Below are 12154 nucleotides of genomic sequence, written 5' to 3' on the forward strand. Positions count from 1 at the left end.
GCGCGTCCGGCGATCCCGCCGCGGCGGCGTCAGCTCACCGGCGCCTCGTGCCCGGCCCGGACCCGGGCGGACAGGAAGCGGGCGGCCTCGCCGAGTGCCTCGTCGGCTTCGTCGAGGTGCCCGGAGTGGTTCTGGAAGACGTGCGGCACCTGCGGCCAGACCCGCAGCGTGACCTCCACGTCGTCCGCGGCCGCGCGCCCGGCGAGCCGGACGGCGTCGTCCAGCAGGAGCTCGTTCGAGCCGGCCTGCACCAGTAGCGGGGGCAGGCCCCGCAGGTCGGCGAAGACCGGGCTCGCGAGCGGGTGGGCGGGGTCCTGACCGGCCAGGTAGGGGGTGGCGAACGCCTGGACCGCCTTCCGGGTGAAGATCGGGTCGATGCCCTCCTTCGTGCGCATGCTCCGCCCGCCGAGCGTCAGGTCGGTCCACGGGGAGAGGACGGCGACGCCCGCCGGCTGCGGCAGTCCGGCGTCACGGGCCGCGACCAGGGTGGCGACGGCCAGCCCGCCGCCGGCGGAGTCTCCGGCGAGCACCAGTTCCTCCGGGCGCACTCCCTCGTCGAGCAGCGCCCGGTAGGAGGCGAGGCCGTCGTCCACCGCGGCGGGGAAGGGGTGCTCGGGGGCCAGCCGGTAGTCCAGGGACGTCACGCGCAGCCCGGCGCGGAGCCCCAGCCGGGCGGCGAGCCCCGCGTGCGTGCCGGGCGACCCCAGGACGTAGCCGCCGCCGTGGAGGTAGAGCAGCCGCCCGCGGCCGGTGGCGGCGGCCGGGGTCAGGTCGAGCGCGGGACGGCCGCCGAGCACCGTCTCGTGCGCCGTGACGTCGTCGGGCAGGGGCCGGGAGAAGGCGCCGGCGAATCCGGCGCGCTGCTCCTCCAGGGCCGGGTTCGGGTGGGCGGGTGCGTTGCGGTGCAGGGCGTCGACGGCCTCGCGCTGCGAGCGGGTCATCCGGGCCTCCGTGGTGTCGAGGATGAGAGGATGCATTCCTTGGAATGCGCTTGCGATCCTCAACCAGATTCCAAGGAAGATGATTCCTGGGAATCTATTGGAGCGGAAACTGTGACGCACATCACTCGCCTGTTCACCGACCTCGTCCGTGCCGAGACCCGGTTGTACAACGCGGTGAGCGACCGGCTGCGCGCCGAGCACGGCATCGGCCTGGGACAGTTCGAGTTCCTGGAGATCATCGACGACCGTCCCGGATGCCGGGTGCTCGACATCGTGCGCGAGATCGGGATCACCGTCGGAGCCGTGAGCAAGGGCGTGGACCGGCTGGAGAGCGCGGGCCTGTGCGTGCGCGCGGCGCATCCCGAGGACCGGCGGTCCTCCGTCCTCAGCCTCACCCCGGAGGGCGCCCGGATCCTGGCCGCCGCCCGCCCCACCGTCGAGGACGAGCTGACCGCCCGCACGGCCGCCGTCCCGGCCGCCGACCTCACCCGGACCGCCGCGACGCTCGCCACTCTGCGCGCGGCGCTTGAGGAGCACCAGCGGGACGGGGCCTGAGGCCGGTTCCCGCCCGTTCCCTCGACGCGCCCGGCGGCACCCAGGACGACGCGGAGTTCGAGCGCCGCTACCTCGAACACCTCAGCCGCACCCTCGACGAGGTCGAGCTGTTCGGCGTCCGCGTGGAGAACTACCGGCCCCGCGCCACCCTGAGCGTCGCCTACATCAGCCTCGGCGTCTCGGCGGAGGGCAGGGCTCGCCACCGCGTCCCGGAACGGATGCGCCTGGCCGAGCTGGCCGAGACGGCCGGCGAGGCGGAGCCGGCGACCCTGCGCGTGGAGAGCGCCCTCGGCCGGTCCCGGCGCACCCTCCTGCGCGGCGACGCCGGATCCGGCAAGAGCACGCTGCTGCGCTGGCTGTCGGTGACCGCGGCGCGCGGCGGCTTCGCAGGCGACCTGGAGACCTGGAACGGCTCGGTCCCGTTCGTCGTCAAGCTCCGCAGCCACCCCTCCGGCGATCTGCCCATGCCCGAGGACCTCCTCAAGGACGTCGCCGGGCCGGTGGCCGGGCGGATGCCCGCCGGATGGGCGCACCGGGTGCTCGACGCGGGACGGGCGCTGCTGCTCGTAGACGGGGTGGACGAGCTGGCCGTACGGCACCGCCCCGCGGTCCGCAAGTGGCTCGCCGGGCTGCTGGCCGCCTACCCCGGCACCCGGACCGTCGTCACCTCCCGTCCCGCGGCGGCCGACGCCCGCTGGCTGACCGAGGAGGGCTTCTCCCCGGTCACGCTGGAGCCGATGACCCCGTCCGATCTGCGGGAACCGGTGCGGCAGTGGCACGCGGCGATGCGCGGGTCACCGAGCCTGCCGTGTGCGCCGGAGCGGCTGGACGAGTACGAGGGCGCGCTGCTGGCCCGCTTCGAGAGCGGCCCGCACCTGCGGGCGCTCGCCGCGACGCCGCTGCTCGCGGCGATGCTGTGCGCGCTGAACCTCGACCGCGGCAGGCAGTTGCCGCGCAACCGGATGGGCCTGTACGCGGCGGCGCTGGAGCTGCTGCTGGAACGCCGGGACGCCGAGCGCGGCATCGCCGCCGAGGTCGCCCTCGAAGCCGAGCAGAAGATCCGTATCCTCCAGGACCTCGCCTGGCAGCTCGCCGTGTGGGGCCGCTCGGAGCTGGCGAAGACCACGGCGCTGCGGCGGGTCGAGGAGAAGATCCGGACCATGCCCCGGGTGGAGGCCACCGCCGAGGCGGTGCTCGACCACCTGCTCCAGCGCAGCGGGGTGATCCGGGAGCCGGTGCCGGGCCGGATCGACTTCGTGCACCGCACCGTGCAGGAGTATCTCGCCGCCAAGCAGGCCGCCGACGACGCCGACGTGGAACCCCTGGTGGAGCGCGCACACCTGGACCAGTGGCGCGAGACGGTGGTGATGGCAGCCGGGCACGCCAACGCGCCCGTACGGCGGGACCTGTTGCGCGGGCTGCTCGATCGGATCGACGCCGAGGACCGGTACGGCAGGCGGCTGCGGCTGCTGGTCGCCGGCTGCCTGGAGACGATCCAGGAGCTCCCCGGCGATCTGCGCGACCGCCTGGAGGGCCGCCTCGCCGAGGTGATCCCGCCGCGCAACGAGGCCGAGGCCAGGACGCTCGCGCTCGCCGGTGAGGAGGTGCTGCGCCGCCTTCCCGACGACGTGCGCGGCCTGCCGAAGGCGCGGGCGGCGGCGACGGTGCGGACCTGCTGGCTGATCAACGGGGAGGAGTCGCTGCGCAGACTCGCCGGGTACGCGGTGGACTCCCGCGAGGCGGTCCAGCGGGAACTCGTGATCGGGTGGGAGTACTTCGACGCCGACGAGTACGCCGCCCGAGTCTTAGCTGACGCAACTTTTCCCAGAGGCATCCTCACCATCGGGAAACCGCGCATGCTGGGCAGCCTTCGTCACCTGAAGAACTTGAAAAGGCTTTTGGTGGGCTGCCGTGACTCTGAGAGCCTGCGGTTCCTTCGCTCCACGCCGCCGCTGCACTGGCTCTTCCTGCGTTCTGTGGACGCCACCGATCTGAACGACCTGGAGTCCCAGCCGACGCTGACGTTGCTGTACGTCAGGATGACGTCGCGCCGCCGGAGTGACCTTGACTACCTGACCCGCCTGCCCGGGCTGCGAAGTCTGATCCTGGAGAACTTCGACTTCGCGGGGAGCCTCGCGTTCCTCGACGAACTCCCTCGACTCGACACGCTCCAGCTCGGCGACGTGGGTTCGGTCCGGGACTTCGGCCCGGTCGCCCGGCAGACCACGCTCCAGGACCTGAGGCTCCGTGGCGCACGCCACCTGAAGAGCGTCACGTTCTTGTCGGATCTTTCCTGCCTGCAAACGCTCAGTCTCGAAGAGTCCGAGGTCGCCGATCTCGACCCGCTGGCAGGTCTTCCGCAACTCCGTTACTTCTACCTTCAAGGGGCGCGGCGGGTGACGGACCTCTCCCCGCTCGCAGGTCTGGAGAATCTGCGTGAACTCGTTCTGGACGGGACGGCCCCCGTGCTCGACCTGGCGCCGCTCGCGGACAGACCGAGCTTGCAGATAATCGTCGGCTCGAACCAGGAGATCCGCAATGTTCATCTGCTCCACCCGACCGCGAAGGTCACACGCCTGGCGGGTGCCTGATGACCGGACTGGCCCGGACCGCCCTCACGCCCCGGCCGCCGGAGTCCGGTGGTTCACGTCGATCCAGGCGTCGATCCGCGCCCAGTTGTCGTAAAGCCAGCGGACCTGCTCCTCGCGGTCCCGGGGGACGTCCTCCGCGTCGACCCGCCACCACGTCGCCCGCACCTCCGCGTGCGTGGGCAGCTTGGCCCAGAGGTCGTGGAGGGTGACCAGGTCGTCCAGGCCGGTGTGGGCGACGAACACCACGTCGGCGGAGGGACAGGCGTCGATGGCGGCGAAGGCCCCGCCGGGGTGCGGGGGGAGTACGTGTTCCAGGCGGCGGGCGCGGGCGGCCTCCTCGGCCAGCCCCTTGTTCTCCAGGCGCCGGATGGCCCTCGCCTGCCGCCTGGGGGTGAAGTTCCCGCCCTCCGGGAAGATCAACAGAGCGTCGTCCGGGTCCATGCCGGCGGCCAGCCTGCGGATCTCGGCGACGACGCCGCCCGCTCCGGCGCCCCGGGGGACGAAGGCGCTGGGCACCCGGCCGATCAGCACGTCCAGGGAGGGGTCGAGCCGCAGGGCCGCCTTCATCACGATCCTGGGGCGCCGGCCGTACACGCTGAGCAGGTGGTGCACCAGCAGGACCGAGTCGCCGGGGCCCGCGTGGCGGGCGAGCACGATGACCGGGCGGGTCAGCCGCCGGGACAGCTCGTCCGGAGTGGGTGAGGGGGCCTCCATGAGGACGCGCAGGCGGAAGATCCGTTCGGCCGCGCCGTACACCTGCCCCAGGAACCATTTGATCAGGGCGTAGTGGCGGTCCTCGTACTCGTCGCGGCTGAGCCGTCCGCCGAACCCGGAGACCACCCAGATGCCGAAGCAGGCCAGCAGCGCCATCGTCTCCAGCGTCAGCCACGCCACCGCGAACCACACCAGGCGGGTGCCCCGCCGCTGCGGGGGCGGCAGGCGCAGCGAGGCCGCGGCGACCACCAGCAACCAGATCGGGAGCGTGACCAGCGCGGCCACGGCGAGCACCACCACCAGGGGCGCGAGGACCAGGCGGCGGACGATGCGGGGAGGGAGCACCGGTCCCTCCTTCCTTCGCGGCTCGCCGTACGGCACCGGCCCGCGTCTTCCGGGGCCGCCGCGCCGTACGGCCGGCGGCACCGCCCCGGCTCGGGCGGGCGCGCGGCTCAGGCGGGCGACCGACGGGCGAGATACTCCGACGACGCCCGGTACGCACGCTCGATGTACCCAGATATACGCGATGAATCGCGGTAGCGGAGCTGGGAGAGGTCCACACCGGGCCTGGCCTCGGCGCCGGCGGGCATGACGTGCACCTCCACGCCGGTGGGCAGCGCGGCCATCTCCTCGGTGAAACGGTGCCGCCGGGCGATCTCGAAGGCGGTCAGGCCGACCTCCCACGGCCGGCGCGGGGGGGCCAGGGGCCGCTCGATCCGGCCGACGTGCAGGACGTAGACGCGGCGCGCGCCGAGGGCGACGGCGCGGCCCACCGGGATGCTGTGGACCAGCCCCCCGTCGAGGAAGTGGTCGTCGCCGATGCGGACCGGCGGCAGCAGCCCCGGGACGGCGCAGGAGGCCAGGACCGCCTCGACGACCGGCCCCTCGGTGAACCAGTGGGCGGTGGCCCGCTCGACGCAGGCGGCCACGCACTGGAACGGCACGGCCAGGTCCTCGATGCGGGTCACCGGGAGCATCCCGGCCAGCATGCCGCGCAGCGGCGCGGCGGAGTGCAGGTGGGTGCCGCTCCTGGCGAGGGTGGAAAGCCGGGTCATCCACGACCCGCCGAAGGCGGTGCGGACCGCCTCCGTCTCCCACAGGGAGGTCAGCCGGGAGACGGCCGCGGCGGGGTCGGCGGCGAGCACGACGCCGTTCAGCGCGCCGACGGAGGTGCCGACGACCACGTCGGGTTTGACGCCCGCCTCGTCCAGGGCCCGCAGCATGCCGACCTCATGCGCGCCGAGCACGCCCCCGCCACCCAGCACGAAGGCCGTGTCCACGTTCATGTTCCTCACCATAGACCGGGAACCGGGATGGGCACTCTCCGCCGATGATCGTCGAATGCGGCGACCCTCCCGATGAGGTGGGCGTCACGGCGCCCACCGAGGAGGCCGGGTCCGGTGTCGCACGGCGGAACCGGAGGTGCGCGGACTCCACGCGCCCGCTCGGAAAGCCTGCCCTCGCAGAGGGCTTCGCCCGTGTTCGGAAGGGGGGCGCCGCCGGGTCGGGCGCTGTTACGATCCGCCCCGACGGCAGAGATCGACTTTCGGGATCGATCAGATGGAGAGGCGGTTGCGTATGGAGACGGGTGACAGGAACCGGATACGGGTCAGTGCCACCGATCAGCACACCTCGGGCACCCGGTTCGAGGATTTGGGGGCCGACTTCGGGGACTACATGACGGAGCTCCGCAACCACCTCCACGGGTCGAGCTTTCCGTGGCCGGGTGAGACGACGGTGGTGGCGTCGCTGTACGCCGAGGTGATGAACGGCCTGCTGGACCGTGGTGCGGCGCTGGGGCGCGACATCGGCGTCGCGGGAGAGGGCCAGGTCACCATGGCCGTCAACTACGCCGCGGCGGAGGGCGCCGGGATCGCGGCGGTCCACCGGATCGGGGCGGACGCCGCGACGGCCCGCCCGGTCGGCGCGGAGACGGGGGCGGTCCGTCAGCGAGGCGCGGAGACCGGGGGCGGCGCCGCCGGGAAGGGGTTCGCCGTATGACGGCCCTGCTCGCCGCACCGGCGGTCCAGTTCGGCTTCGGTCTCCTCGGGATCAGCCCGCCCCCGCCGTTCCCTGCGGCCTTCGACGAGCACATCGACAGTTGGGACCGGGCCGTCGCGCGGCTGCGCACACTCACCACCGACGCCGAGCAGGTCCTGTGGCGCATGACGTCCCGCAACGAGGGGCCCGCCGTCTCGGCCTGCGCGGCGCGACTGACCGCGGACGACGGACCGCTCCGCGGTGGTGAGCGGATGGCCGCCGACTGCCACGCGACCGCGCTCGCGTTACGGATCGTCAAGATCGCCAGCACCGCCACCTGGACGGCCATCGCGTTGTTCGCCGCGGCGGTCGGCGTCGCGGTGGGGGCCGCGCTCCTCCTCGGCGCCGGGGTGTCGCTACCCGCGACCCTCGCCCGGGCGCTCGCGATGATCGGGAAGGTCCTGCGGAACCTCCGCGCAGCCTTCCAGCGGCTCTTCCGCTCCCTGCTGGAGCGAATCGCGGGCCGGCGATACGTCGACATGAATGGAAAGGCCATGACGCACCGGTTCGCCGACGCGCCCGTCTACCGCAAGAAGGCCGTCGTGAGGGTGCGGAACGCGCGGGAGGGCGAGGAGGTCAGCACCGTCCTCGCCGACGGGACGAAGGAGACCGTCAACCGGGCCGCGGCCGGTGACCGGATCATCACCAATCCCCGGGGGGAGGAGTACATCGTCACCCCAGAGAACTACGCCAAGCGCTACGACGACATCGGCGGCGGCGAGGCACGGGCCAAGGGGATGGTCCGCGCCTTCCAGAACCCGACGGGAAGGCACGTCTCGATCGACGCGCCCTGGGGCGAACGCATGCGCGGCGGACCCGACGTCCAGTTCGCGATGGCCGTCGATCCCAAGGATGTCCGCGCCCTGACCTCGGACAGGTATCTCATCGGCGCGAAGGAGTTTGCCGCGGACTACGAGCCGATGCCTCTCCTCTGACCCGATCCCGGGGCGCCCCGTCGTGCGGGCCGCACGACGTCTCGCGTGCGGCCCGCGCGACGGCGGTGTAACGGCGCTCAGGGCAGCAGCAGGAGCTTGCCGGTGGTGCGGCGGGCCTCCAGGTCCTCGTGGGCCCTGGCCGCCTCGGCGAGCGGGTAGCGGCCGGAGACGTGCACCTTCAGCCTGCCCTCGGCCACCCAGCCGAACAGGTCGGAAGCCCGCCAGGCGAGCTCCTCGCGGGTGGCGACGTAGTGGGCGAGGGAGGGCCGGGTCAGGAAGAGGGACCCGTGCTGCCCGAGGACCTGCGGGTCGATCGGCGGGACCGGGCCGCTGGCCTGGCCGTACAGGGCCATCATGCCGCGCGGGCGCAGCGAGGCGAGGCTGCCGTCGAAGGTGGCCGCGCCGACGCCGTCGTAGACCACGTGCACGCCGGAGCCGGTCAGGTCGCGGACCGCCTCGGAGAAGCCCTCGTAGCGGAGCACCTCGTCGGCGCCGGCCTGGCGGGCCAGCTTCTCCTTCTCCTCGGTGGAGACGGTCCCGATCACCCGGGCGCCGCGCAGCTTGGCGATCTGGACGAGCAGCAGGCCCACGCCCCCGGCCGCGGCGTGCACGAGAACGTCGTCACCGGGCTTGACCTCGTGGACCGAGTGGGTCAGGTAGTGCGCGGTCAGCCCCTGCAGGGTGACGGCCGCCGCGGTCTCGGCGGAGACCCCCTCCGGCACCCGGACCAGGCGGGAGACCGGCACCGCGACCTTCTCGGCGTAACTTCCCATCACGTTGGTCCACGCCACGGTGTCACCGGCCGAGACGCCCTCGACGTCCTCGCCCGCCGCGATGACCGTGCCCGCGCCCTCGCCTCCGATGACGAACGGAAGGGAGAGCGGATAGCGGCCCGTGCGGTGGTAGACGTCGATGAAGTTCACGCCCGCGGCGGTGACGTCGACCAGCACCTCCCCGGGGTTCGGCACGGGGTCGGGGTGCTCGGTGTAGGTCAGGGCCTCGGGGCCGCCGGTGGCACGGACGACTATGGCATGCATCGCGCTCGACTCCTCGGATTCGGTGTGTGATCCTTTCGTCCCCAACCGCGCGGGGCCGCTCACTCTTCCCTGCGGGAGCGCTCCGGCGGGGTCACCCGCCCTTCCCGGCGGAGCCCTTGGGCGGGAGCGGGCCGTTCAGGGTGAAGTTGTCGAAGGACGTCTTGAGCGTGGCGCGGCCCTTCTCGGCGACCCTGGCGAACACGCCGACCGAGCCGTTGGGCAGCGGGGTGCCGTCGCGGGCGGTCTGCACCCGCTTGCCGTTGACCCACATGGTCAGCCGCACGCCGCTCTCGCCCTCGTCGGCGCACTCGGCCTGGACGCGGGCGGCCTCGCCCTTCGGCAGGTCCACCTCGGCGGGCGCGGCGAGCTCTCCTCCGGCGTTGTCGATGGTCTTGCGGATGCGGGCCTTGCCCGAGGTGTCGAGCAGGAACTCGTACCGGGTGGCGTTGACGTTGTCCTTGTCGCCGCGGCAGAACACGCCGTAGTCGCCGGGCCCGGAGCCGCCGCGGATCCTGACGTCCACGCCGACGAGCAGTCGCGTCGGGACGACGGGCGTGGGGCTCGCCGAGGGGGCGGGGGTGGCCGGTGGCGCGGTCACGAACGGTATGGGCGCGTCCATCCGGTGGCCGGCGTCCTCTCCGTCGACGTCGATGGCGATGTAGCCCTCGTGGGAGTAGCCCCACTTCTGCGTGGGCGGGCCGTATTCGGAGCTGTCCCAGTTGGTGCTCTGGGTGAAGTCGTCCTGGTAGAGCAGGGGCAGGTCGTCCGGCGGGCCGCTCGGGGACAGCAGGAGGTACAGGCCCGCCCCGCCGGCCACGACGAGGGCCGCCGTCGCCGCGACGGCCAGGCGGAGCCGCCCTCCCGTCCGGCCGCCGCGCGCCGCGGGCGGGCCGGCCGGGTCCGTCGGCGAGGCCCCTCCCGGCCTGCCTGGCCCGCCCGGCCCGCCCGGTGCGCTCGGTGCGGCGCCGGGCCAGGGGGCGGTCCGCGGGGCGGCGGCTCCAGACCACGGTGCGGTCGGCTGGGGAGCGGTGCCCTCCGGCCACCGCGCGGTCTGCGCGGGAGCGGGGCCGTTCCACGGGAGGGGCGGCGAGCCCTCGTGCTCCCGTGGGGCGCCCGGCGCCGTGACCTGCGGGTCCTGCTGCCAGACCGTCCGGACCGAGCGGGCGGCCTGCTCCGGCTCGGCCGAACGGCCGATGAGGTGGTCGAGGATCTGCTGGGCGGTGGGCCGGCGCTCCGGGTCCTTGACCAGGGCGCGGGCCACCAGCTCGCGCAGCGCGGGCTCCATGCCCTCCAGCGCGGGGTCGGTGTTCAGCACCTGGTACATCACCGAGGGCAGCGAGTCCCCGCCGAACGGCGGCCGGCCGCTCGCGGCGAAGGCCATCAGACATCCCCAGGAGAACACGTCGCAGGCGGGGGAGACGCGCTCGCCGCGCAGCACCTCCGGCGCCATGTAACGGGGGGTTCCGATGATCTCGCCCGTCCCGGTGATCCCACTGAGGGTGTCCAGCGCCCGGGCGATGCCGAAGTCGATCACCCGGGGGCCGAGGGAGGAGAGCAGCACGTTGGAGGGCTTCAGGTCGCGGTGCACGATCCCGGCGCCGTGGATCGAGGTGAGCGCGGTCGCCACGCCGACCGCCAGCGCGTCGAGGCTGGAGCCGAACAGCGGCCCCTGTGCCCGCACGGCCTCCTCCAGATTCGGGCCGGCCACGTACTCGGTGACGACGTAGAGCTGGTCGCCGTCCAGGTCGGCCTCGATCACGGCGGCGGTGCAGAACCGGCGGACCCGCCGGGCGGCCTCGGCCTCCCTGCGGAAACGCATCCTGAACTGCTCGTGACGGGTGTACTCCGGGTTGATCACCTTGATGGCGACCTGCCGTCCCTCGGGCGACTCGCCGAGATAGACCGTGCCCATCCCGCCCCGGCCCAGCGGCCGGAGCACGCGATAGCGGCCGATGTGTGGAGAGTCGCCGGATTCGAGGTTGTTCACCGTCATACCTAACCGCATGCCATCCGTTGGGTGGCTCACACTACCGAGATCTTCACGATGATCGGCAGTTGTGACGGCCTGCGGCTTGCACCGCACCGGACAAGAACGTATGTTCGACGCCCAGGCCCGTCTTCCCCCGGGTGATCAGTTCGACGGCCGCGGGAGAAGATCGCCTTGAGCAGACTTTACGGTGACCCGATCGACGTGTGGACCCGCGACGGGCTGCCGGTCCGGTTCGTCTGGCGCGACCGGCTCCACACCGTGCAGAGGGTGCTGGACCACTGGGTCGTCGCCCGGGAGTGGTGGAAGATCTCCGACAGCGACCCCGGGGAGCGCCGTTTCTGGCGGGTCGAGGCCGATCCCGGTGACCGGCTCGGCACCTACGAGCTCCGCTTCGACACCGCCGCCGAGGGCTGGTTGCTGATCAGGGCCTGGGACTGACGCCCCGCCCCGGCCCGCGTCCCCGCGAGGCGGCGGCGGGCGTCCGGGTCCTGCGCCCGGGTGACCTCCCGGACGGTCGCGGCGCACAGCGCGGCGCAGGCGGCGACCGCGGCCAGCTCGGCCGGGCCGAGCCCGGTCAGGCCCCCGTCCCCGCGCCCGCCGATCAGCCGTACGGTGACCACGGCCAGTACGGCCAGCCAGCTCAGCCACCAGGCGGTGAGCAGCACCGGCCAGTGGCCGCCCCCGCCGGGCGCCGGACGTGAGTCCCGCCACAGGCGGTGCAGCATCAGCGGCGGGGCGACGAGGTTGACCACCGGCACGAACCACGCCGCCAGCACCGGGGCGACCGGAGACCGGGAGGGGGCGACGCTCTGCCGGGCCCGCACCAGCCACGACAGGTAGGCGACGGCCGCCGCGACCGTGGTCGCCACCACGAGGATCAGCAGCAGGGCGAAGGCGCTGGCGGCCCCGGCGACGGCCTGCGCCGCGGGAGCGTGGTGGTCGCCGCCGAGTGTCGCCAGCCGGCGGGCCAGCCATCGCCCGCGCGTCTCCTCGAACGCGGTCAGGCAGGCGACCGCGAGCACCTGGGCGGCGAGGAGCACGTAGACGACCATGGCGGGCCTCCTCGGCGCCAGCGGGACAGAGCGCATGGTCATCTCCCCCCGGCATGCGCTGAAGTGTCTGCCCTTTTCCTATCCAGCAGGGCTCTTCGTCAACCGCGCCCACCGCAGGTCAGAAACGGTTCCGCGGCGCCCGCCGCTCATCCGCTCCCGCTACGGCGTGCCCGCCGCCGGGAGGGACGCCCCGAGCGACCCGCGCGACCGCCGGGACGCGCTCCGGCTGGGACGCGCTCCGGCGGCGTCCCCTTCCGGCCGAGTCGCCGCCGGAAGGGGACGCCGCCGGAAGGGGACGC

General features: G+C 73.4%; 11 protein-coding genes. 5 read left to right on the plus strand and 6 right to left on the minus strand.

The window, feature by feature from the left end; genetic code table 11:
* Positions 1-29 precede the first annotated feature (29 nt).
* Entirely contained in the window at positions 30-977 is a 948-nt protein-coding gene (locus AB0D67_RS05585) for an alpha/beta hydrolase (RefSeq protein WP_362930250.1), read from the minus strand.
* A gap of 75 nt (positions 978-1052) precedes the next feature.
* Between AB0D67_RS05585 and AB0D67_RS05590 the strand changes: the two genes are divergently transcribed.
* Both AB0D67_RS05590 and AB0D67_RS05595 read left to right on the plus strand, forming a co-directional pair.
* On the plus strand, positions 1053-1496 hold the full coding sequence (locus AB0D67_RS05590; RefSeq protein ID WP_362930252.1) for a MarR family transcriptional regulator: 444 nt from the start codon (positions 1053-1055) through the stop codon (positions 1494-1496).
* A gap of 122 nt (positions 1497-1618) precedes the next feature.
* Positions 1619-4087, plus strand: coding sequence for an NACHT domain-containing protein (locus AB0D67_RS05595; protein ID WP_362930254.1), 2469 nt, complete (start codon positions 1619-1621; stop codon positions 4085-4087).
* Between the two features lie 24 nt (positions 4088-4111).
* On the opposite strand, the gene AB0D67_RS05600 is transcribed toward AB0D67_RS05595, so the two are convergent.
* Together AB0D67_RS05600 and AB0D67_RS05605 are read right to left on the minus strand one after the other, a co-directional pair.
* Entirely contained in the window at positions 4112-5146 is a 1035-nt protein-coding gene (locus tag AB0D67_RS05600; protein ID WP_362930256.1) for a 1-acyl-sn-glycerol-3-phosphate acyltransferase, read from the minus strand.
* Positions 5147-5253: 107 nt separating this feature from the next.
* Positions 5254-6087 carry a patatin-like phospholipase family protein gene (locus tag AB0D67_RS05605; RefSeq protein ID WP_362930258.1) on the minus strand — a complete coding sequence of 278 codons (834 nt, stop codon included), beginning with the start codon at positions 6085-6087 and terminating at the stop codon, positions 5254-5256.
* Positions 6088-6373: 286 nt separating this feature from the next.
* On the opposite strand from AB0D67_RS05605, the gene AB0D67_RS05610 reads away from it, so the two are divergent.
* Positions 6374-6802: a hypothetical protein gene (locus AB0D67_RS05610; RefSeq protein ID WP_362930260.1), complete on the plus strand. Its 429-nt coding sequence runs from the start codon at positions 6374-6376 to the stop codon at positions 6800-6802.
* Positions 6799-7776 (plus strand): PGDYG domain-containing protein, encoded by a 978-nt coding sequence (locus AB0D67_RS05615; RefSeq protein WP_362930262.1) that lies wholly within the window; start codon positions 6799-6801, stop codon positions 7774-7776. The genes AB0D67_RS05610 and AB0D67_RS05615 overlap by 4 nt, the downstream gene beginning before the upstream one ends.
* Positions 7777-7853: 77 nt before the next feature.
* Here AB0D67_RS05615 and AB0D67_RS05620 read toward each other — a convergent pair whose 3' ends face one another.
* Entirely contained in the window at positions 7854-8813 is a 960-nt protein-coding gene (locus AB0D67_RS05620) for a quinone oxidoreductase (protein ID WP_362930264.1), read from the minus strand.
* Positions 8814-8904: 91 nt separating this feature from the next.
* A complete protein-coding gene (locus AB0D67_RS05625; protein WP_362930266.1) occupies positions 8905-10806 on the minus strand; it encodes a serine/threonine-protein kinase in 1902 nt (633 codons plus the stop codon).
* 168 nt (positions 10807-10974) lie between these two features.
* Here AB0D67_RS05625 and AB0D67_RS05630 point away from each other — a divergent pair, with 168 nt between their 5' ends.
* Positions 10975-11241, plus strand: a complete 267-nt coding sequence (locus tag AB0D67_RS05630; protein WP_362930268.1) for a DUF6504 family protein — start codon at positions 10975-10977, stop codon at positions 11239-11241.
* On the opposite strand, the gene AB0D67_RS05635 is transcribed toward AB0D67_RS05630, so the two are convergent.
* Positions 11181-11891: a DUF4328 domain-containing protein gene (locus AB0D67_RS05635; protein WP_362930270.1), complete on the minus strand. Its 711-nt coding sequence runs from the start codon at positions 11889-11891 to the stop codon at positions 11181-11183. The two genes, AB0D67_RS05630 and AB0D67_RS05635, sit on opposite strands and share 61 nt — an antisense overlap.
* Between the last annotated feature and the right edge of the window lie 263 nt (positions 11892-12154).

Source organism: Streptosporangium sp. NPDC048047, assembly GCF_040653115.1.
Lineage (GTDB): Bacteria > Actinomycetota > Actinomycetes > Streptosporangiales > Streptosporangiaceae > Streptosporangium.